Annotated in this window: 19 protein-coding genes; 10 read left to right on the plus strand and 9 right to left on the minus strand. The window is 72.3% G+C overall.

Translation table 11 applies throughout. The annotated features are described in order from the left end of the window. The first annotated feature begins 462 nt into the window (after positions 1–462). A complete protein-coding gene (pdxH, locus tag BUB75_RS08570; protein WP_073255155.1) occupies positions 463–1,083 on the plus strand; it encodes a pyridoxamine 5'-phosphate oxidase in 621 nt (206 codons plus the stop codon). Further along, positions 1,080–2,336, plus strand: a complete 1,257-nt coding sequence (locus BUB75_RS08575; protein ID WP_073253945.1) for an MFS transporter — start codon at positions 1,080–1,082, stop codon at positions 2,334–2,336. Before pdxH ends, BUB75_RS08575 begins: the two co-directional genes overlap by 4 nt. Positions 2,337–2,365: 29 nt before the next feature. On the opposite strand, the gene BUB75_RS08580 is transcribed toward BUB75_RS08575, so the two are convergent. The 3 genes from BUB75_RS08580 to BUB75_RS08590 all read right to left on the minus strand — a co-directional run bounded on the left by BUB75_RS08580 (position 2,366) and on the right by BUB75_RS08590 (position 5,150). After that, positions 2,366–3,343, minus strand: coding sequence for a quinone oxidoreductase family protein (locus tag BUB75_RS08580; protein WP_073253949.1), 978 nt, complete (start codon positions 3,341–3,343; stop codon positions 2,366–2,368). 5 nt (positions 3,344–3,348) lie between these two features. Further along, positions 3,349–4,332: a quinone oxidoreductase family protein gene (locus BUB75_RS08585; protein ID WP_073255158.1), complete on the minus strand. Its 984-nt coding sequence runs from the start codon at positions 4,330–4,332 to the stop codon at positions 3,349–3,351. A gap of 191 nt (positions 4,333–4,523) precedes the next feature. Beyond that, positions 4,524–5,150, minus strand: a complete 627-nt coding sequence (locus BUB75_RS08590; protein WP_073253952.1) for a UdgX family uracil-DNA binding protein — start codon at positions 5,148–5,150, stop codon at positions 4,524–4,526. A gap of 125 nt (positions 5,151–5,275) precedes the next feature. Between BUB75_RS08590 and BUB75_RS08595 the strand changes: the two genes are divergently transcribed. Then, complete coding sequence (locus BUB75_RS08595; RefSeq protein ID WP_073253955.1) at positions 5,276–6,193, plus strand: aldose 1-epimerase family protein; 918 nt, start codon at positions 5,276–5,278, stop codon at positions 6,191–6,193. Positions 6,194–6,235: 42 nt separating this feature from the next. Here the strand turns inward: BUB75_RS08595 and BUB75_RS08600 are convergent, their stop codons facing one another. Further along, positions 6,236–7,591 carry a cryptochrome/photolyase family protein gene (locus BUB75_RS08600; RefSeq protein ID WP_073253958.1) on the minus strand — a complete coding sequence of 452 codons (1,356 nt, stop codon included), beginning with the start codon at positions 7,589–7,591 and terminating at the stop codon, positions 6,236–6,238. A 197-nt stretch (positions 7,592–7,788) separates the two neighbouring features. Here BUB75_RS08600 and BUB75_RS08605 point away from each other — a divergent pair, with 197 nt between their 5' ends. Further along, the gene (locus BUB75_RS08605; RefSeq protein ID WP_073253962.1) at positions 7,789–8,121 is read left to right on the plus strand and encodes a type II toxin-antitoxin system VapB family antitoxin; all 333 of its coding nucleotides are present in this window, start codon (positions 7,789–7,791) and stop codon (positions 8,119–8,121) included. 40 nt (positions 8,122–8,161) lie between these two features. Here BUB75_RS08605 and BUB75_RS08610 read toward each other — a convergent pair whose 3' ends face one another. Genes BUB75_RS08610 through BUB75_RS08620 form a run of 3 tightly spaced genes read right to left on the minus strand, consistent with a single transcriptional unit; the run spans position 8,162 to position 13,345 of the window. Beyond that, positions 8,162–9,481 (minus strand): hypothetical protein, encoded by a 1,320-nt coding sequence (locus tag BUB75_RS08610; protein WP_073253965.1) that lies wholly within the window; start codon positions 9,479–9,481, stop codon positions 8,162–8,164. Between the two features lie 2 nt (positions 9,482–9,483). Next, positions 9,484–12,396, minus strand: coding sequence for a sacsin N-terminal ATP-binding-like domain-containing protein (locus BUB75_RS08615; RefSeq protein WP_073253969.1), 2,913 nt, complete (start codon positions 12,394–12,396; stop codon positions 9,484–9,486). Positions 12,397–12,400: 4 nt separating this feature from the next. After that, a complete protein-coding gene (locus BUB75_RS08620; RefSeq protein WP_425430875.1) occupies positions 12,401–13,345 on the minus strand; it encodes a DUF3027 domain-containing protein in 945 nt (314 codons plus the stop codon). Between the two features lie 189 nt (positions 13,346–13,534). Here BUB75_RS08620 and BUB75_RS08625 point away from each other — a divergent pair, with 189 nt between their 5' ends. The 5 genes from BUB75_RS08625 (at position 13,535) to BUB75_RS08645 (ending at position 19,045) form a co-directional block, all read left to right on the plus strand. Next, complete coding sequence (locus tag BUB75_RS08625; RefSeq protein WP_143175087.1) at positions 13,535–14,893, plus strand: MFS transporter; 1,359 nt, start codon at positions 13,535–13,537, stop codon at positions 14,891–14,893. Between the two features lie 21 nt (positions 14,894–14,914). Beyond that, on the plus strand, positions 14,915–15,391 hold the full coding sequence (locus BUB75_RS08630) for a hypothetical protein (protein ID WP_073253980.1): 477 nt from the start codon (positions 14,915–14,917) through the stop codon (positions 15,389–15,391). Continuing rightward, positions 15,391–16,026: a futalosine hydrolase gene (gene mqnB, locus BUB75_RS08635; protein ID WP_073253983.1), complete on the plus strand. Its 636-nt coding sequence runs from the start codon at positions 15,391–15,393 to the stop codon at positions 16,024–16,026. Before BUB75_RS08630 ends, mqnB begins: the two co-directional genes overlap by 1 nt. 67 nt (positions 16,027–16,093) lie before the next feature. Continuing rightward, complete coding sequence (locus BUB75_RS08640; RefSeq protein WP_073255161.1) at positions 16,094–16,930, plus strand: MqnA/MqnD/SBP family protein; 837 nt, start codon at positions 16,094–16,096, stop codon at positions 16,928–16,930. Between the two features lie 57 nt (positions 16,931–16,987). After that, on the plus strand, positions 16,988–19,045 hold the full coding sequence (locus tag BUB75_RS08645) for a hypothetical protein (protein ID WP_073253988.1): 2,058 nt from the start codon (positions 16,988–16,990) through the stop codon (positions 19,043–19,045). A gap of 19 nt (positions 19,046–19,064) precedes the next feature. Here the strand turns inward: BUB75_RS08645 and BUB75_RS08650 are convergent, their stop codons facing one another. After that, entirely contained in the window at positions 19,065–19,451 is a 387-nt protein-coding gene (locus BUB75_RS08650; protein ID WP_073253992.1) for a cold-shock protein, read from the minus strand. Positions 19,452–19,651: 200 nt separating this feature from the next. On the opposite strand from BUB75_RS08650, the gene BUB75_RS08655 reads away from it, so the two are divergent. Then, positions 19,652–19,915 (plus strand): hypothetical protein, encoded by a 264-nt coding sequence (locus BUB75_RS08655; RefSeq protein WP_143175088.1) that lies wholly within the window; start codon positions 19,652–19,654, stop codon positions 19,913–19,915. A gap of 34 nt (positions 19,916–19,949) precedes the next feature. On the opposite strand, the gene BUB75_RS08660 is transcribed toward BUB75_RS08655, so the two are convergent. Continuing rightward, on the minus strand, positions 19,950–20,594 hold the full coding sequence (locus tag BUB75_RS08660) for an HAD family hydrolase (protein ID WP_073254001.1): 645 nt from the start codon (positions 20,592–20,594) through the stop codon (positions 19,950–19,952). Between the last annotated feature and the right edge of the window lie 81 nt (positions 20,595–20,675).

Consider the following 20,675-nt stretch of genomic DNA (forward strand, 5'->3'; position numbering starts at 1 on the left):
GTACGCCCCGGCCGGCTCGACCGGCGGCGGGCGGTAGCCGACCACCGATCGGGAACGTTTCTGTCATCTTCCTACCGTTCCCCGGTGGTCCGCGAGGTCAGACCGGACCAAGCCCATTGTGATCGTGTCGCAGCCCACATCCACGGACGACACGGCGGTGACATATCGACGTCACGAATCGGCCACACCTTCCGGGGGCCGGTAGACCTGCCCCGCTCTGGTTCCTGATGGGGTAGAGCCGTGCGGGCGCGTCGCACCGTTCGGACGGGCATAAAGTTGCGTCGGCCACAGATTTCGGTCAGGGACGGAGGAACCGTGAACGCGAGCAGGGACGCTGTGCCCCCACCCGACGCCGAGAGCGCCGCGGAGGAGCTGGCTGCGGCCGCCGAAGCGGCTGCCGCGCAGGTCGGCACCGACGCCGCCGAGCTCGCCGCCGCCGTGGTGGTGTCGCAGGTCAGCGGCATGCGGGTGGGTTACGACCGGCCGGCGCTCACCGAGTCCTCGCTGGCCGCCACCTGGTTCGCCCAGTTCGGCGAGTGGTTCGCGGAGGCCGTCGCAGCGCCGGAGATCGTCGAGCCGAACGCGATGGTGGTGGCCACCGCGGCGGCCGACGGCACGCCCAGCGCACGCACCGTGCTCCTCAAGGACGCCGACGAGCGCGGCCTGACGTTTTACACGCACTACACGTCCCGGAAAGGTCGGGAGCTGACCGAGAACCCCCGGGCGACGCTGCTCTTCCCCTGGCACCCGATCCAGCGGCAGGTGAACGTCGCGGGCACGGTGCACCGCGTCCCGGAGTCCGAGTCCGACGCGTACTGGAACACCCGCCCGCGCGGATCCCGGCTCGGGTCCGCGGCCAGCCCGCAGTCCCGGGTGGTGCCCGATCGGGCGGCGCTGGAGCGGGCCGAGGCCGAGTTGGCGGCCCGCTATCCGGACGCCGTCCCCCGGCCGGAGACCTGGGGTGGCTTCCGGCTCGTTCCGCACACCGTGGAGTTCTGGCAGGGCCGTCCGGACCGGCTGCACGACCGGCTGCGGTACCGGAACGACGGGGAGACGTGGGTCGTCGAGCGGCTCGGTCCGTGAGCGGGTCTGACACCGACACCGCTGTTACCCCTCGCTGGCGGCGCGTGCTGGTGGACACCCGTCCACTGCGCAACACCGCCTACCGGCGGCTGTTCCTCGGCCAGAGCGTCTCGTTCATCGGGTACCAGGTAACCGCGGTCGCGATACCCGTACAGATGTACGCGATCACCGACTCGTCGTTCTGGGTCGGCATGATCGGGCTCGCGGCGCTGGTGCCGCTGATCCTGTTCGGTCTCTGGGGTGGCGCGGTCGCCGACGCGATCGACCGGCGGACGTTGCTGTTGATCTCGTCCGTGGTGGTCTGGGTCGCGACCTGTGCCCTGGTGGTGCAGGCGCTGTTCGGACTGGACAACGCCTGGTTGCTGCTCGCCCTGACCGCGCTGCAGTCCGGCGGGTTCGCGGTCAGCGGACCGACCCGGAGCGCGATCATCCCCCGGCTGGTCTCCCGGGGGCAGGTCGCGGCGGCGAACACGCTGAACTTCACCGCGGGCAACTTCGGGACGGTGGTCGGGCCGCTGCTGGCCGGCCTGATCCTCGCCCAGTGGTCGTACGCGGCCGCCTACGCGGTCGACGCGGTGCTGTTCACGGTGGCGCTGTACGCGGCGATCCGGCTGCCGCACCTCGCGCCGACCGGCGAGCGGGTCAGCCCTGGCCTGCGGGCGGTCGGGCAGGGGCTGGCGTTCATCGTCCTGAAGCCGGTGCTTTTGATGTCGTTCGCGGTCGACATCATCGCGATGGTGTTCGCGATGCCGCGGGCGCTGTTCCCGCAGGTCGCGGACGAGTGGTACGGCGGCGGCGAGGCGGTCGGCTGGCTGTACGCGGCGATCGCGATCGGTGCGGTGCTCGCCGGGTTGTCGTCCGGGTGGATCGGGCGGGTGAAGCGTCAGGGGTTGGCGCTGACGCTCGCGGTGATCGGCTGGGGCGTCGCGGTGGCCGCCGCCGGGCTGGCGCGACAGCTCTGGCTGGCGGTCGCGCTACTGGCGCTGGCCGGCGCCGCGGACCTGGTATCGGCGGTGTACCGGCAGACGATCCTGCAGGTCTACGCGCCCGACGAGATGCGCGGCCGGATGCAGGGTGTGTTCATGGTCGTGGTCGCGGGCGGCCCGAGGCTCGGTGACCTGCGGGCTGGCGCGACCGAGTCCTGGTTCGGCCCGACGGTCTCCTGGGTGGGCGGCGGCCTGGTGTGCGTCGTCCTGGTGATCCTGCTGACGCTCGCCGTCCCCCGGTTCCTCCGCTACGACGGATCGCCGTAGTCGCTCTGATTGGACCTGGAGCCCGCCCACTAGGGGAGGAGGACGGTGGCGCCGGTGGTGGCGCGGGACTCCAGCGCGCGGTGGGCGTTCGCGGCGTCGGCGAGCGCGAAGCGCTGACCGACGTTCGGGTTGGTCACGCCGCGCTCGACGAGGTCGAACAGCTCCGCGGCCGCCGCGCGCAGCTCGTCCCGATCGTTCAGGTAGTGGGCCGTGGTCGGCCGGGTCACGAACAGCGAGCCCTTGGCGGCCAGTATCCCCAGGTTGACGCCGGTCACCGGCCCGGACGCGTTGCCGAACGACACCATCAGGCCACGCGGTCGGAGGCAGTCCAACGAGTTCTCGAACGTGGCCGCGCCCACCGAGTCATAGACCACCGGGACGCCCTCGCCGTCGGTCAGCTCCCGCACGCGAGCCGCGACGTCGTCCTCGCGGTACAGAATCACCTCGCGGTAGCCGTTCTCCAGCGCGACCTTCGCCTTCTCGGCGCTGCCCACGGTGCCGATCGCCCGGACGCCGAGGTGCCGCAGCCACTGCCCGGCGATCAGCCCGACGCCGCCCGCCGCGGCGTGGAACACCACTGTCTCCCCGGACCGCACCGGGTACGTACGGCGCAGCAGGTACCAGGCCGTCAGGCCCTTCAGCAGCACGGCAGCCGCCGACTCGTCGGTCACGCCGTCCGGGACCGACACCAGGCAGTCCGCCGGGACGTTCTGCGCGGTCGCGTACGCCCCGAGCGGGCCGGTCGCGTGCGCCACCCGGTCACCCACGGCCAACCCGGTGGTGCCCTCACCCAGTTCGGTGACGACGCCGACCGCCTCGGCGCCCAGCGCCGACGGCAGGTCCACCGGGTACAGGCCGGTCCGCCGGTACGTGTCGACGAAGTTCAGGCCGACCGCGGTGATCCGGATCCGGGCCTCGCCCCGCCCCGGAGGCGGTAGCTCGATCTCTTCGTACCGGAGAACCTCCGGGCCGCCGGTCTCGTGGAAGCGGATCCCGTAGTCAGGCATGCCGCTCACGGTACTAGGACGGTAGCCCCCACGGTGGCGCGCGATTCGAGTGCTTCCTGGGCCTTCCCGGCGTCCGCCAGATCGAACCGCTGGCGCAGGTTCGGCCGGATCACCCCGCGTGCGACCAGATCCAGCACCTCCGCGGACGCCGCCCGCAGCGTCTCGGCGTCCGGAAGGTAGGCGCCCAGCGTGGGGCGAGTGACGTACAGCGACCCCTTGGCGGCGAGAATGCCCAGGTCGACGCCGGTCACCGGGCCGGAGATGCTGCCGAACGACACCAGCACGCCGCGCGGGCGTAAGGCGTCCAGCGACGCGGTGAACGTGGCCGCGCCGACCGGGTCGTACACCACCGGGACGCCTGCGCCCTCGGTGAGGTCGCGGGCCCGGGCGGCCAGGTCGTCGGTCCGGTAGAGCACGACCTCGTCGTAGCCGTTGTCGACCGCCAGCCGCACCTTGTCCGCGGCTCCGACCGTGCCGATCGCCCGGACGCCCAGGTGGCTCAACCACTGCCCGGCGATCAGCCCGACGCCGCCCGCCGCGGCGTGGAACACGACGGTCTCCCCGGACTGCACCGGGTAGACGTGCCGGATAAGCGCCCAGACCAGCAAGCCCTTGGCGAGGACGGCGGCGGCGTCCTCCGCGGTGACCGCCTCCGGGAGCGGGATCAACGCGTCCGCGGGGACGTTACGGACCGTGGCGTAGGCGCCGAACGGAACCGTGGCGTACGCGACCCGGTCGCCGACCGCGAAGCGCGCCCCTCGGCGGGTGGGACCGACCGCCTCGACGACGCCGGCCGCCGAGCTGCCCAGGCCGGTGGGCAGCGGGGCGTCGAGCCGGCCGCAGCGATACATGACGTCGGCGTAACTCAGCTCGATCGCCAGTTGCCGCACCCGGACCTCACCGGGTCCCGGCGGGGGTACCTCGATCAGCTCGGGCTGGAGAACCTCAGGGCCGCCGGTGCGGGGTAACCGGATCGCGTAATCGGACACGCGTGCCTCCACTCCTCACACGGCACCGGCGCCGCGCATCCGACCAGCGTAAACCGGAAAAGGAGGCATTCCCTACCAGTGCACGGGAGATTAGACCGACGCCACACCCGGCGCGCTCGCGATCGTTGACGCGAAACCGGCCTCTAACGCGCCCTTACACCCCGATTTCCCGTCACCGAGAGCGGCGGGGCCTACGCGACGGCCCGGGCGGCGACCGCTAGGTCGGCGACGAGGTCGGCGTAACCCTTCTCCCGGGCGTCGTCCGGCATGCGCAGGATCGCCGACGGGTGGATCGTGATCAGCGCCTTCATGGTCGGCTCCGCACTCGGGCCGGTGTACTTCAGCAGCTCGCCCCGGTCCTTCGTCACCCGGTACCTGGCGCCGAGCAACGCCTTCACCGCGGTCGCGCCGAGGCACACCACCACCTCCGGGTGCACGGCCGCGATCTCGGCGCCGACCCAGGGGGTGCACGCCCGGATGTGCTCCGGCTGCGGGGTCTGGTGGATCCGCCGCTTGCCCCGCAACTCGAACCGGAAGTGCTTCACCGCGTTCGTGACGTACACCGCACCCTGACCGAACCCCGCCTCGGCCACAGCGCGTTGCAGCAACTTGCCCGCCGGACCGACGAACGGCAGCCCTCGCTGGTCCTCGACATCGCCCGGTTGCTCGCCCACGAGCAGGACTTTCGCGGTCGGATTGCCGGTTCCGAACACGGTCTGGGTGGCCGGTGCGTACAGCTCACACGCCGTACATCCGGCTGCGGCCTGCTTCAGCGCCGGGAGGTCCGCTTGGGCGGGGATGAGAGTGCTGGCGTCCATCGCCCGATATCGTGCCCCGAACGGGCTGAGCTATGCAGCCCGGAAGCTGGAACTGCCCGGTATCGGCCCGGCCCGGTAATCGGGCCGAGTCAGCAGGGCGATCTTCCCGACGATGTGGAGGCGCGATGACGGCGCGGTGGAACACCCCGTCCGGACATCAGTGGACGATCGAGGCGGGTACCCAGCGGGCAACGCTGGTCGAGATCGGTGGTGGTATCCGCGAGTACACGGTGAACGGTCGGGACGTCCTGGCCGGATACCCGGCTGACGCGATGGCGTCGAAGGGTGTCGGGCAGATCCTGGCGCCGTGGCCCAACCGGATCCGGAACGGCAGGTACACGTTCGACGGGCGCGACCACAAGCTGTCCTGGGACGAGCCCGAAAAGCGCACGGCGATCCACGGCCTGGTCCGCTGGGAGATGTGGGACCGGCTCGACCACACTCCGACCGCGGTGACCCTCGCCCGGACCGTCCAGCCGCGACCGGGTTACCCGTTCGCGCTGGTGCTGCGGGTGCACTACTCGCTGGGCAAGGACGGGCTCAAGATCGAGCACCAGGCGACGAACGTCGGCCCGACGGCGGCGCCGTTCGGGCTGGGCATCCACCCGTACCTGACGCTCGGCGGCGAATCGCTGGACACCGCCACGCTGAAGCTGCCGGCCGGGCGCCGGATCCTCACCGACGAGCGTCTGCTGCCGACCGGGGTCGAGGACGTCGAGGGCACGGACTGGGACTACCGGACCGGCCGGAAGATCGGCTCGGCGTCGCTGGACACGCCGTTCGTCGTCACCGAGCGGGACTCGGACGGCGTCGCGGCCAGCGAACTGGTCGACGCCGAAGGACGCGGCGCGCAGCTCTGGCAGGACTCGTCGTTCGGCTGGCTGCAGGTCTACAACGGCGTAGGGCCGAGCGGCGAAGCGAACCACGCGGTGGCGGTCGAGCCGATGACGTGCCCGCCGGACGCGTTCAACTCCGGCGAGGGCCTGATTACGCTCCAGCCCGGCGAGAAGTGGTCGGGCGCCTGGGGTGTGCGTCCGCTCTGACCCTTCGTGAAGGCCTGCCGCCGCGCTGACGGCGGTAGGTCTTCACACCCGGGCGAAGCGTGCGAGGGTCTCCTTGCGCTCGGCCGCGTGGTCGACGATCGGCTCCGGGTAGCCGTCCGGCTGCTCCGGCAGCGTCCACGGCTCGTGGACGCCGGGGCTCTCGACCCCGCTCAGCTCCGGCACCCACGTCCGGACGTACACCCCGTCGGGGTCGAACTTCTTGCCCTGCGTCACCGGGTTGAACACCCGGACGTACGGTGCCGCGTCGGTTCCGGTGCCCGCCACCCACTGCCAGTTGTGGTTGTTGCTCGCGTAGTCGCCGTCGACCAGCAGGTCGAGGAAGTGCGCGGCTCCCCGCTGCCAGGGCAGGTGCAAGTCCTTCACCAGGAACGACGCGGTGATCATCCGCACCCGGTTGTGCATCCACCCGACGTTGAGCAGCTGCCGCATGCCGGCGTCGACGACCGGATATCCGGTCCGTCCGGAAGCCCACGCGGCGAACCGCTCGTCGGCCGTCCGCCCCGAGTCGATGTGGATCCGCCCGACCCGCTGGTCGAGCGACTCCCACAGGCTCTCCGGGCGGTGGAACAGCACGTCGGCGTAGAACTCGCGCCAACACAGCTCGGTGCGGAACGTGTCCGCGCCGGTCCCCCGGTGGCCGGACAGCTCGGCCAGGATCGTCCGCGGGTGCAGCTCGCCGTACTTGAGGTGGACGGACAGCCGGGAGGTGCCGTCCCGGTCCGGGCGATCCCGATCGGTCGCGTAGTCCCGGATCGGCCCGTCCAGGAACGCGGTCAGCTGCTTGCGGGCGGCGTCCTCACCGGCGTCGGGAAGGTCGACGTCGGGAAGCTCGGGAACGGCGGGAAGGCCGTCGCTGCCCTGCGCCGGGAGCCAGGTGACGCCGCGCGGCGCGGCGACCGGCGCGCGCCAGCCGTGGGCGCGCCAGGCCTTGGAGTACGGCGTGAAGACCCGGTACGGAGAGCCGTCGGGCTTCCGGATCCGCCCCGGCGCCACCGCGTACGGCGAGCCCGCGCGGTGCAGCGTGATGCCGTGGCCGGCCAGCGCCTCCTCGACCCGCTGGTCACGGCGGCGGCCGTACGGTCCGTAGTCGGCGGCGACGTGCACCTCCTCGGCGTCGATCGCGGCCGCGGCCCGGAGCACCTCGTCGACCGGGTCACCGTGCCGGACCAGCAGCCGACCGTCGAGAGAGCGGTCGAGCGCCCGGAGTGACCGCGCCAGATGGCTGGTCCTGGCCCTGCCCGACGCGCGGAACGGCACCGGATCCAGCACGAACAGCGCCTGAACACCGTCGGTTCCGGCCGCGCTCACCGCGGCGAGCAGCGCCGGATTATCGGTGAGCCGCAGATCACGGCGAAACCACATCAGGGTGTTCGGCATGTGCCCGATCCTCACCCGGCTGCCCAGATTGCGCGACTCGGAGTACTCCGAAAGGTCACGATCCAGATACTTAGTGTTATTCGATACAAGAACTGACCGGACGGTTGAGGCTGCCTGCGCCCGGTCGGCACCCCGGGACGTGCGCGGCTCGATAGTCTGATCAGACGGTGGCCGGGGACGAAAGGAGCGTAAGGACCGTGATATTCAAGGCGGTCCGGGACGGGAAGCCGTACCCCGATCACGGCCTGTCGCTGCGGGAATGGGCGCGGATCCCACCCCGTCAGGTCCGCCTCGACCAGTTGGTGACGACCAAACGAGAGTTGGCACTCGACCGGCTGCTCGCCGAGGACTCGACGTTCTACGGCGATCTGTTCCCGCACGTGGTCGAGTTCGACGGTGCCCTCTACCTGGAGGACGGCCTGCACCGCGCGCTGCGCGCGGCGCTGCAGCAGCGAACGACCATGCACGTCCGCGTGCTGATCCACGAACCTGCTTCGGACGACGCCGAGGCTCCGCCCGTCTCGGCCTGACGCGCCGGGGGGCGGTCCGTCGAGCACGCCGGGCTCGGGATCAACGCGCCAGGCGGCGGACGCGGTACGCGAGCCAGATCGCCAGCAGCGCGACGCCGACCGCGGCCGTGTTCACCCAGAACGGCGCCGGCCAGGGCATCGGCCGCGAGGACCGGCCGTCGAACCGGTTGCCGTCGATCAGATCCGCGGCGACGTCCACGTGCCGGGCGCCCGGCGGGAGCGACACGAGCGTCCGCTGGTCGCCGGACGACGTGAGGCCGAGCAGCTCCGCCGAGCTCACGGCCCGGTAGCCGGTCTCCTCGACCTCGTCACCGTCGACCGTGAGCGTGCCCGCGCTGTCGCTGCTCACGTCGTCATTCGCGCGGTACCGGACGACGGCCACGGTTCCGTCGAAGAACTGGCCGAGCACCCGGACGGACGAGCCGGTCAGCCGGTCGAAGCTCCCGGCCACCGGCGCGCCGGTCTGGGCGTTGACCTCGTCGAGCTGCCAGATCCGGTCGTCCAGGGCCTCGTCGGTACAGGATTTCGAGCAGCCGGAGAGCGTGACGACCGCGATCCGGTTGCCGTCGGCGCTCCAGGCACCGATTCCGGCCAGCCTGCGGTCCGGTCCGAGGCGGACCAGCGTCCGGCTGATCCGGGTCTCCGCGTCCACGATCTGGAGCGCGTCGCCGACCTGGACCGCCACCCGTTTCCCGTCCGGGGAGAACGCGGCCAGCTGTGCCCGGTGCACCGGCTGGGTACCGAGGTCGGCGAGCCGGCTCACCGCGCCGCTGGCCAGGTCGATCAGGTCCAGCTCGCCCCCTGTCCAGGGGCCGTGTTCCGGCGCGGGCGCCACCTGGACGAGTAACTTCCTCCCGTCCGGCGACCAGGCGATCGGGCGGGCCGTACCGCTCGCCGGAATCGCGATCCGGACCGACTTTCCGCTGGTCAGGTCCGTGATCCAGATGACCGGTTCGTCGCTGGCCGGCGTCGGCTGCGCGGAAGCGGACGCCTGCGCCACCGGGTGCGGGTAGGCGTCCGCCACCGCACCACCGTCCGGGGAGAGCAGCACGTCCTCACCGGCCGCGACGTCGACCTTGTACCGCAGCGTGCGGTAGACGCCGTTCTCGCCCACCACCGCGACCTTGCCGCGATAGGTGGCCCCGCGTGTCCCCCAGCCGTCGCCGCTGAACAGCACCGTCGCCGGCCCCGCCGGGTCGTCCCGCACGTTGGCCTGCCAGCCGAATGGCTCGAACACCTCCTCGGGCGCGGACGCCCGATCCTGGTCGGCGACGCGGAAAGTACTGCCGTAGGCGGCCAGAGCGACCAGTAGCCCCACGACGCACACCGTGACCGCGAACGCGGCCAGGGTGCGTAACATCCTCACAACTCGGACACCAGCGGAGCGTCGAGCAACTCGGCCACCGAGACCGGGTCGTCACCACCGAGAATCGGCGCCCGGCCGTCGAGAGCGTCGAGGCGCCACGGCTGGTCGAGGATCGCCACCTGGTCCGCTTCGGCCACCGCGTCCGGCGCGACCCGGACCCTGGCCGGTGCCGGGACCCGCGCTCCGGCCAGCGCCTCGGCGATCCGCGCGTAGACCAGCGGGACGATCCACGGCGCCGCGGTGCGGTCGGCGTCGGCCAGGCGGTGCAGCAAGTCGGTCGGGTCGGCCGCGATCGCGTCGAGCAGACCGGTGCGGCAGCCGAGCAGCGGCAGCAGCCCGGGGTCGGCGTCAGCGGGCGCGACGTCGTAGAGGCCGTCCAGGTCGACCGCGTCCGGAGTGCGGAGTTCACCCGGCGGGCGTCCGTCCAGGATGGGTTCCCTGGCGAGCCACCAGCGGCTGTACGCCGGCACCTCGATCCGGGTGCCGTCCGGGGTGACCGCCACGGCCGTGGCGTTGAGCACCTCGCGCGGCGGGCCGGAGGCGAGCAGGTCCAGCGCGAGCGGCCACTGATCCGGGTCGACGAGGTCCAGGTCACGGATGGCGCGGAACCGCTCGATCCGGGTGCCCGGCGGCGCGCCGACGGTGCCGGTCGGGTCGATCGCCTCGATGACCGCGTCGGCCCACTCGGCGAGCCCGTCGAGGTCGAGGTCGGCGTCCTCGACGTCCAGGTCGGTGAGGTCCACCAGGTCCAGGTCGTCGGCCTCGAGCACGGTGAACGTCGTCAGGCAGCCGACGGCGGCCAGGACTTCCGGCCCGTGTGCGGCCAGCACGTCGTTCGCAAAATCCTGGTCGACGACGCCGAACGGGGCGTCGTCGGTGCCCATCCCGGCGAACACGCGGACCAGCGGCGAACCGGGTACCACCAGCTCACCGGCCGGGTACCAGTCGTCGTCGGCGGGCAGCGCGAGCTCGGCCAGCCAGGGTTCCTCACCGGGGCGGATGCCGGCGGCGGCGACCAGCGCGAGGATCGCCTCGGCCAGCAACTCCGGCTCGTCGGCGTCGAGCGAGTCGGCGACCGCCGCGCGGACCCGGTCGTCGGCCAGGATCGTGTGGACGGTCGCGGGCCGCGCGCCCAGGCGCTCCAGCAGTTCGCCGCCGACCGCGTCGGGGTGGACGACCCGTAGCCCGAGCGGCGCGAGCGTGTCCGGCGCGATCGCGGCGAGGTCGGGGCCGGGCAGCAGCGTTCCGCGGACGCCGGTGACCGTACGCCCGTCGGTGAGCGGCACCGGTAGCGCGGCGAGCGCGTCCAGGTCCCGGCTCGCCGGCCCCAGGGCCGTGTAGAGGCGCCCCCACCAGGACGGTGACCGGTCCAGACCGGCCACGGCCTCGACGACGTCGGCGACGCCCAGCCGCCGGACGTCCAGCGCGTCGAGCGCTCCGGCGGCGGCTCGGCTCGACCAGTCCGCGGGCAGCAGCCCCGGCACGACCCCGGCCAGTGCGTCCACCACGGCGTCGGCGGCCGCAGCCAACTCCGCCGTGAGCGCCACCGCCCCCGACGGCGCCACCCGCGCGGGCGCGGCGAAGCCGCCTGGCGCGTCCGGCGCCTCGGCGGCCGAGGCGGGCGCGCCGAAGGCGTCGCCGAGGCCCGTGGCGAGCAGGTCGAGTTCGTCGTCGAGTAGCGGCGGGTCGACGGGTGCGGTCCCCTCGGGGGCCGGCACCGTCGGGAGGAACGGCGCCTCGCGCAGACCGGCGAGCACCAGCGAGCAGATCGCGGCGTCGAGCGGGGCCTTGCCGAGCCCGGCGCGGGGCGCGAGCGTCAGCGTCTCCACCACCGGCGGCGCCTCGACCAGCAGCGCGACCACCGCGTCCGCGGCGCGGGCCGCGAGCCAGTCGGTCAGCGCGCCGGGCGCGACCCGGCGCCGCGACACTTCCAGCGGGAACGTCGCCGCCAGATGGATCGGGAGCGAGAGCGGCTCGTCGGTGGGCGACGGGGCGTGCAGAACGACGTCGCCGGGAAGCGGTCGCGGTACGGCGTCCTCCAGCGGCACGGCGGCCAGCGTGCTGTAGCGCGCCAATGCCGCCTGCTCCTCCAGCGGACGCTCAGCCAGCAACTCCGCCGGAACCGCACCGTCGGCGCGCACGACCAGCCACGTCGTCACGACGCCGTCCGATGCCAGCGAGACCGCGCGCTCGTCGGAGCCGACACGCTCGATCACCCGCTCGACGCCGTCGACCGCGATCTCCAGCCGGACCAGCCCGGGGAACGCGAACAGCAGCGTCGGCTCGACGTCGGCCAGCAGTTCCCGGACGCGCTCGATCGCACCCGCGCGCACCGGCAGGCGCACCTCGGTGTCGAACCCGGCGGTCGGCGGCGCGTCGACCGGCCACGCGAGCCGCAGCACCGGCACAGCACCGTCCCGCCGCGCCAGCTCCGCTGCCGCCGCTCCGCCGATCGTGGCGACCTCGGCGCGGGTCTGCTCCGCCGAGAACCGGACCCCACCGGCGTGCGAGCGCACCTCGGGCTCGTCGCTCACCGCCAGGACGGCCGCGAACCCGACGCCGAATCGTCCGACGGTGGCGGGCTCCCTGGCGTCCGCAGCCTTCGCGGAAGCACGCAGGGACGTGAGCCCGTCGACGCCGGCCGAGTCCAACGGCGCTCCGGTATTGGCGACCGACAGGACGCCGTCGGCGTACGCGAAGCGCAGCACGCCGGGCACGGCGGCACGCGCCGCCGCGTCGGACGCGTTCTGCGCGAGCTCGATCACCAGCCGGTCGGCGTAGCCGCCCAGACCGCCGCGGACCAGCTCCTCCTCGGCGTTCGCGTCCTCCCGGAACCGGGTCGTGACGCCGGCCCAGGAGGCGAGGACCGCGGCCCGCCGCGTGTGTGTGCCGAACGGGTCGTGGGACACCGGCTCAGCCGTGGCCGAGCGGCTCGGCGTCGGTGGAGTCTTCCACCGAGCCGGGGGTGTGCGCGGTGCGGATGACCTCGAGGTCGTCGTCGAGGGCCATCGGCGCCGGCGGCACCGGCGGCGCGGGCTCGACCAGCGCCTCGGAGTGCGCACCGCAGCCGTGGTCGGCGGAGACGATCCGGCCGTCGTCGGGCGCGAACAGGTTGCCGCAGCCCCCGAACAGCGAACCGAGCGAACCGGACAGCTTCAGGTAGAAGCCGCAGGTACCGCAGCGGGCCGGCGCGGCCTTCGCGAGGTCGCTCTCCGGGCCGGAGCGGCTGGTGTACCAGCGTTCGGCGGTCTCCTCCCGCCCGAGCCGGCTCATCACCCGCGGACGGCCGAACCCGATCTCGTACTCCACCTCGACGACCTCGGGGTCGTCGGAGAGCACGTAACCGGGCATCAGCCGGTCGTCGTCGGGAGCGGTCGGCAGCAGGTCACCGACGCCGAGGTCACCGGGGCGCAGCCGCTCGCTCCACGGCACCCACTCCGGCGCCAGCAGCGCGTCGGAGCCGGGCAGCAGAGCGACCTCGTTGATCGTCACGTGTTTGGAGCGGGGCGCGCGGGCCACCGTGACGCACCAGTACCAGCCGGAATAACCCGGCTGGAGCGCGGCGAACCGGTGCGTGACCAGTCGTTCGCCGTCGGCGGTGACGTCCACCGGCGCGCCGACCATCTCGCCGCCGACTTCGTGGGCCGCTTGGAGAGCGAGGTCGGTGGCCTGTGCGCAGACGGCGTCGAGTTTGACAGGGCGAGGGGCCCGGCGCGCGGCAGCTTTGCCGGGCCGGGGTGCGTCAGTGGCCTCTGGGTTCCCGGTCACCACAGACTCCATTGGGGGTACGGCATCGGGCATCGGGCCGTCCCCGGCCGAGTCGGGAACCGCGGGACGGTGCACCGTGCGGGTCGTCACATCGTTCATTCTTCCTCACGCGCCCCTGGAGCCGGGAACCCCGGTGCGGTTTCGGCGTGTAGCCCTTCTACCAGGGGTTCTCTCCGCGACGTACGAAGGGGGTACGAGGTTCAGCACCTCATCCGGACGGCTGAACCCTCCGCAGGGAGGTGACTGCTAGGCCTCCGCGTGGGTAACGATGGATGCGTGGTGAACGACGGCTCCCTGCAAAACACCTCCCGGGGACCGTTCGCAACCGCGTTTTCGGGGGCAGCGCGGTTCAGCGGACGTGGCTGGGCACGAGTACGACGCGTCCGTAGCGCCGACGGCGCCGACGAGACCGGCCTGCACAAGATGTTCGACCTGCATGCCCTCTCGTGCGCCGGGGATGCCCTGGTCGCGGTGGGGCTGGCGGGCACGATCTTCTTCTCGGTGCCGGTCGGCGAGGCACGGACCCGGGTCGCGCTCTACCTGCTGATCACGATGGCTCCGTTCGCATTGCTGGCACCGTTGGTCGGGCCGGTGCTCGACCGGTTCCGGCACGGCCGCCGCTACGCGCTGGCGACGACGATGCTGGCTCGCGGGTTCCTGGCGTACGCGATCGCCGACCAGCTCGACACCTGGGTGCTGTACCCGGCGGCGTTCGGCGTGCTGGTGATGTCGAAGTCCTACGGTGTGGCGCGGTCGGCTGCGGTGCCACGCCTGCTGCCGTCGCGAATAACGCTGGTCGAGGCGAACGCACGCGGATCGCTCGCCGGCACGATCTTCGGTGGGATCGCGGGTGCGGTGGGGGCGGCGCTGGCGATGTTCGGCCCGGGCTGGCCGCTTCGGCTGGCGACCGTGGTGTTCTTCGTCGGCATGGTGCTGTCGCTGCGGCTGCCCGCGGGGGTGGACTCCGATCGGCCGGAGGTGCCGCCACGGGTGTTCGCGCTGCTCGCGCACAAGGAAGCGCTGCGGCTCTGGAACCTGCCGGTGTGGGCGGCGGTCACCGCGGGCGGGACGCTGCGCGCGGTCTTCGGCTTCCTCGCGTTGTTCATGGCGTTCCGGGTGCGGGAGGACGACCTGCTGCTGGAACCACTGGCCGCGCTGGGCGCGGTCGCGGCCGCGCTGGCCATCGGCAGCTTTGTGGCGACGTTGATCGGCAGCCGGCTGAAGCTACGCCGTCCACTGCTGCTGGACGCGATCGCGGTGAGCGCGGTGGCGCTCGGCGCGGCGGTGGCCGCGGTGTTCTACTCGCTGCCGGTGCTGGTGGCGCTGGCGTTCGGCACCGCGCTGGCCAGCAGCCTGGCGAAGCTCGCGGTGGACGCGGTGATCCAGGAACGATTGCCGGACGAGTCGCGGGCCAGCGCGTTCGCCCACTCGGAGACGATGATCCAGCTGGCCTGGGTGAGCGGAGGGGCGGTGGGGTTGATCCCGCTGTCCGGGCAGTGGGGGCTGTTCCTGGTGGCGCTGGTGGTGGCTGCCGTGGCGGTCCGCGTCGGTGCGTGGGCGTGGGCGGCGCATCGTGCGGCAGTGGCTCCGATAACTGCTCCCGCGAACGAGTGGACCTCCCCGGCGGGAGTTCGCTAAGGGGCCAGTTATCTTGCTCGTATGCGTCTGAAGAAGCGCGGTCTCGCCCTCGCGGTGGCGGCGGCCACCCTCGGTCTGGTGGCGGCCTGCGACAAGCCGGCTCCCTACGCCACCGTCGTCAGCGGTGGTGACTCGGCGGGCGGCGAAGCGACCGCCTGGTGCTTCGAGGACGGCACGTTCAACGCCTCGACGCCGAGCTCGGACTGCAAGGCCGGTCCCACCAACGCCGGCGAGATCGACGTGAAGCCCGGCGGCATCGTGGAGGTCGACGTGCCGCCGACCGTGGGCGAGGACGGCTGGACGGCCGCGCTGGCCAGCTCGGACGGCAACCTGGCGCCGGTCTCGTTCGTCCGCAAGGGCACCACGTACATCCGGTTCACGGTGCCGACCGACACGAGCGGCGATACGACGTACGTGCTGGAGCTGCTCGCGCTGCACCCCGGCCACACGGCGGAGAAGGCCCGCGGGCTCTGGCGGTTCGTGCTAAACGTCGAGTGATGCGGCTGCTGCTGGTCACCGCGGTGCCTGCCGAGCTGGACGCGGCGCTCCCCGGCGGTTCCCGGGCCGGGGTGACGGGGCTCGCCGGTGGTGTCGGGCCGGTGGCGGCCGCGGTCAGCACCGCGATGGCGCTGGCGTCCGGGACCTACGACCTGGTCGTCTCGGCCGGTTTGGCCGGCGGGTTCGCCGAGCGAGCGCCGATCGGCTCGATCGTGGTGGCCGACACCGTGCGGTGGGCCGATCTCGGCGCCGCTACCGACGAGGGTTTCCTCGATCTCTCCGGGCTCGGGCTGGCCGGTGGTGACGTGCTGCCCACGACCGGCGGCCGCTGGGTCACCGACGCGCTGGGCGCTGCGGACGTCCCGGCGCTCACCGGCGAGATCCTGACGCTCGCGACGATGACCGGCACCGACCGCCGTGGCGCCGAGCTGGCGTCCGTCCACCCGGCCGCGATCGCCGAGGCGATGGAGGGGTACGGGGTGGCCTGGGCCGCTCGCGCGGCAGGCGTCCGCTGGGCCGAAGTGCGGGCGGTGAGCAACGTGATCGGCAGGCGCGACCGGAGCGCCTGGAACATCCCGCTCGCGTTCGACGCTCTGCGCGGCGCGGTCGGCGCGCTCGCCGCGGCTGCGGCGTAGGGGTTCCGGCTGGTCGGCGGTTACGGTGAGAGCCAGGAGGTGCGACCTGGTGGCTGAACCGATCCGGATGGCGTTCTCGCCCTGTCCGAACGACACGTTCGTCTTTCACGCGCTGGTGCACGGTCAGGTGCCGGGTGCTCCCGCGGTCACCGTGGACTACGCCGACGTCGACGTGACGAACGGCGCCGCGGAACGAGGCGAGTACGACCTGGTCAAGGTTTCGTACGCCGCGCTCCCGTGGCTGCTGGACAAGTACACGCTGCTGCCCTGCGGTGGTGCGTTAGGGCGCGGTTGCGGGCCGCTCGTCCTCACCAGAGAGGCGTCCGCGGGCCCGGAGACCGTTGCCGGGAAAACCGTCGCCGTCCCCGGTGACCGCACCACCGCCTACCTGCTGTTCCGCCTCTGGGCAGCCGAGCACGCGCCGGCCGAGGTCGTCGTCCGGCCGTTCCACGAGATCATGCCCGCGGTCGCCGCCGGTGAAATCGACGCCGGTCTGGTGATCCACGAGGCACGCTTCACCTATCAGCGGTACGGTCTCCACGCCGCGGCCGACCTCGGCGACTGGTGGGAGTCCACCACCGGCCTGCCGATCCCGCTGGGCGCGATTCTGGCCCGTACCGACCTGGCCGAACGCACCGGCGTGACCCCGGCCGCGGCCGCTGCACACGTCCGTGCCTCGGTGAACGCCGCCTGGGCCGACCCCGCCGCGAGCCGCCAGTACGTGCTCTCGCACGCGCAGGAGATGGAGGGCCCGGTCGTCGACCAACACATCGGTCTGTATGTGAATGAATTCACGCGCGACCTGGGTACCGACGGTTACGCGGCGGTGGACGAGCTGCTGGGTCGCGCGGCCACAGCGGGGCTGGTTCCCCCAGTGGTCATCCCTCGGTTGTCCGCTGTTTAGCAGCGCAGTGTTACCTCCCTACCCATCCTGACCACGTGTTCGACCCGCGGAGTAGCTGTGGAGACCGTTCCGGCGCTCGACCGCACCACCGCTCCGGAGGCGCCGGTGCCCGCACCGACACCTCCGAGGCGTTCTCGCACCGGTCTCCTCGTCGCGTTGCTCGCCATACCCGTGGGCTGGGTGCTCCCGTGGCTGACCCACGAGTTCCACCTGGACGGCGTGCTGCCGATCCTCCTGCTGGTCGGGATCGCGTCGCTGTTACGTGGCGGGCGGACGCTGCTCGACCGGCTGGCGATCGCGCTGCTGCTGATGCTCGGTGTGATCAGCGCCGCCGGGCTGCTGTTCTCGGTCTGGCCGTGGGGCCTCGACCCGGTGCCGGTCGCGCGGGCCGGGTTCCTGAGCCTGGTGGCCGTCGGGCTCCTCGCGCGCCGTCTCCCCCAGCTGCCGACCCGGGTGAACTGGGGCGACGCGCTCCTGCTGCTGGGCGGCGCCGGCCCGGCGCTGTACCTCTGGACGTCGTTCTGGAGTAAGTCCGCCGCGGAGCGGATGGGGATGATGATCGGGGCCGAGGACCTGGCCCGCCACTTCACGATCTTCGACACGATCCGGTCGGTCGGCGGGTACCTGCCGTTCCACCGGGGCGACGTGACCCGGCAGGTGATCGACGGGGTCGTCGACTATCCGCAGGCCTCGCACCTGTCCAGCGCGCTGATGGACAACTTCGCCCGCTCGTCCACCGAGCTCGGCGAGGGCATGAACGCGTTCGACCACTACCTGGCGTGGAACCTGGTCGGGTTCGGGATCCTGTCGTTCGCGCTGGTCTGGGGCGCCCGCTGGGTGGCGGGCCGGACGCTGCGCGGCTGGCGTCTGGTGGCGGCGGTGGCCACGATCGCTTTCTGCACGGGCGCCGGATACCTGGTCTCGCTGTTCGACCGGGGATACCCCAGCGAGGTGCTGGGGCTGGCGCTGGTGGCGATGGTGCTGGCGCTCGCGGCCCGGCCGGTACGCGGTTCGGTGGAGCAGACGCTGCTGCTGGCGGCCGGCGTGATCGGCGTCAGCTTCACGTACTACTTCTTCCTGCCGGTCGCGGGCGCTGCGGTGCTGTACTGGGCGTGGACGTACCGCCGCTCGGCGCTCCGCGGGCCGCGCTGGGGAACGCTCGTGATCGCCGTGGCCGCCGCCCCGCTGGTGCTCTACTGGCCGGTGATCTCGATCCGGTCCGGCGTCTCGCCGACGGAGGCGCTGCTGCCGATCGTCGGCATCCCGCAAGTCGACCGGCGGCTGGTGGCGGCGCTGTGCGTGCTGGTGTTTCTGGGGACCCTCACCAGGGCGGGTCGACGGAACCCCGTCTGGCGGTCGGTGGGCGGACAGTTGGCGCTCGGGCTGCTGATGGTGGCGGCGATCGGCGCCTACCAGATCGCCCACACCGGCGGCGTCTCGTACTACTTCGAGAAGGCCGTGCACGGCGTGCTGGTCAGCGGCTTCGTGGGGCTCGGCGCGGTTGGGCTGCTGCTGCCCGCCGACCCGTTCCGGTGGGGCGTCGGGGCCGTCGGCCTCGGGGCCTGGTTACGCAGGCTGGCCGCGTTCGCGTTGCCTGCCACCGCGTCGGTGCTCGCGGCGGCGCTCGCGTACGGGGTGCTCGTCCCGGACCGGATGCTGCAGACCCGGACGTCCCAGGGCGGCGGCATCACCGAGCCGGCGCCGGGCACGAGCCGGGGCCGGGCGTTCCACGCCACGATGCTCTGGCGTCCGCCGGACGGGAAGGCCGCGGTGAACACGTACCGGCGGTTCCCGGACGGCAACGACGGCCGGGTGACGATCGTGGTGACCGCGTACCGGCTCTACGTCCCGTCGCTCTTCCTGGCCGGGCTGCGACGCCAGGGCGGCGAGGCCTGGAAGCCGGTCAGCGGGCTGAACGGCACGAAGGAGATCGCGACGCTGGAGCACGTCGCCGAGGTGAGCCCGAAGCCGGTGCGGTTCGTGGTTTCCCGCGAGGACCTGGCCACCGGCTTACGCGAGGTGGCGCAGCGGCGTCCGGAACTGAAGATCGAGCTCGTCGTGGTCCCCGACTCCGAAGCCCCCACTCCCCCGGCTCTGCCGCCCCCGTGGCGCTGAGGCGGCCTTCGGCGGGCCGTCAGACCTCTAACTCGCGGGCCACCGCGTGGACGAGTTCGGCGATCTTGCGGGCGGCCTTGCGGTCGGGGTAGCGACCGCGTCGCAGATCGGGCTGCACCCGCGCCTCGAGCACCTTGATCATGTCCTCGACCATGCCGTGCAGCTCATCCGCGGGACGACGGGTCTGAGCCACCAACGAGGGCAGCGGATCGATCACCCGCACGGACAGCGCTTGGTCGCCCTTGCGCCCTGCGGCCACGCCGAACTCGACCCGGGTTCCGGGCTTCAGTTCCGTGACACCCTGAGGTAATGCGCCTTTGTGGACAAAAACGTCGCCGCCTTCGTCCCGGGCCAGGAAGCCGAAGCCGCGCTCCGGGTCGAACCACTTCACCTTGCCGGTCGGCACGTCCTGACCCCGTTTTCGTATCGCCGCGATAAACGGGGGCGCGCGGTACCCCGCCTGCCCCCTCTTAAGGCTAGCGACCCGGACGCCCCGCAACCAACGGACTACTTCTTCCGACAGTGGCGGGAATCACGTCCGTGACCTGGAGTAAGTCTGGTCACCCGGCGCGACACACCCGTCCGGGCTGCTCGTAGGCTGGGAACGTGGCGAGTTCCGAGGTTTCTCCGGTGCCGCGGCGGCCCGGCCGCTGGCTGGTGCGCGTGGGAACAGCGTGCTTCCTGGTGGGCATGGTGTTCGTGGGAATCGTGTTCCTGCCGTTCTTCGCGGGCTCGTCCGCCCAGCCGGCGCTCGCCGCGGTCGGCACGATGCTCGGCCCGCTCGGCTTCCTCCTAGTGCTGCTGGGAATCGGACGCCAGGCAGCCGCCAACAACCGCGCCGCCCGCGAAGCTTCTGCGCCATCGCCATGACAAAGTGGGCGCGTTCAGGCAAGCCATAGGTCGCCTAGCTGGGCCCACTTGCCGCGGGCCGGGCGGGCGCCACGTACTCCGCTAGCCATGTTGGGAAGCTGCTGAGGTCGTCCAGGACTACGTCGGCGCCGGCCGCGCGTAGAGCGTCCGCATCAAAAGGGCCGGTAGCGACCGCGACCGAAACCGTGCCCGCGGCCCTGGCCGCGGCGATGTCCGCGGTGTGGTCACCGACGTAGACGATCGCGCCGCGCTCCGCGAGCGCGGCGCCCTTTGCGGCCGCGTAGAGCTCACCGACGAGGTCGTCGACCGGTAGGCCCAGGTGTTCGACGTGCAGCCGCGCGCTGGGCGCGTACTTGCTCGTGACGACGACCGTGCTGCCGCCCAGCCGCCGCACCGCCGCGAGCGCCTCGGCCGCGCCGGGCAGCGCGACCGAGGGCGTGATCGCGTGATCGGGATAGAGCGCGCGGTACCGCTCGACCATCGCCGGCACCTGCTCCGCCGGGAACCAGTTCGCCAACTCGGCCGCGAGCGGCGGGCCGAGGCGCGAAGTGACCAGCGCACTGTCGATCGTGACGCCGGTCTCCGCGGCGAGCAGGTCGTATACCGCTCCGATACCCGGGCGACTGTCGATCAGCGTCATGTCGAGGTCAAAACCGACAACCGGCGAAGCGAGGGACATGCCCACCACGGTATCCGGGCGGGTTTGGTGGAGGAGGCGCGGCAGGGAGGCGGTCAGCTGCGCCCGCCTGCCGCGCCTCCG

The organism is Cryptosporangium aurantiacum, assembly GCF_900143005.1.
Taxonomy (GTDB): Bacteria; Actinomycetota; Actinomycetes; order Mycobacteriales; family Cryptosporangiaceae; genus Cryptosporangium; species Cryptosporangium aurantiacum.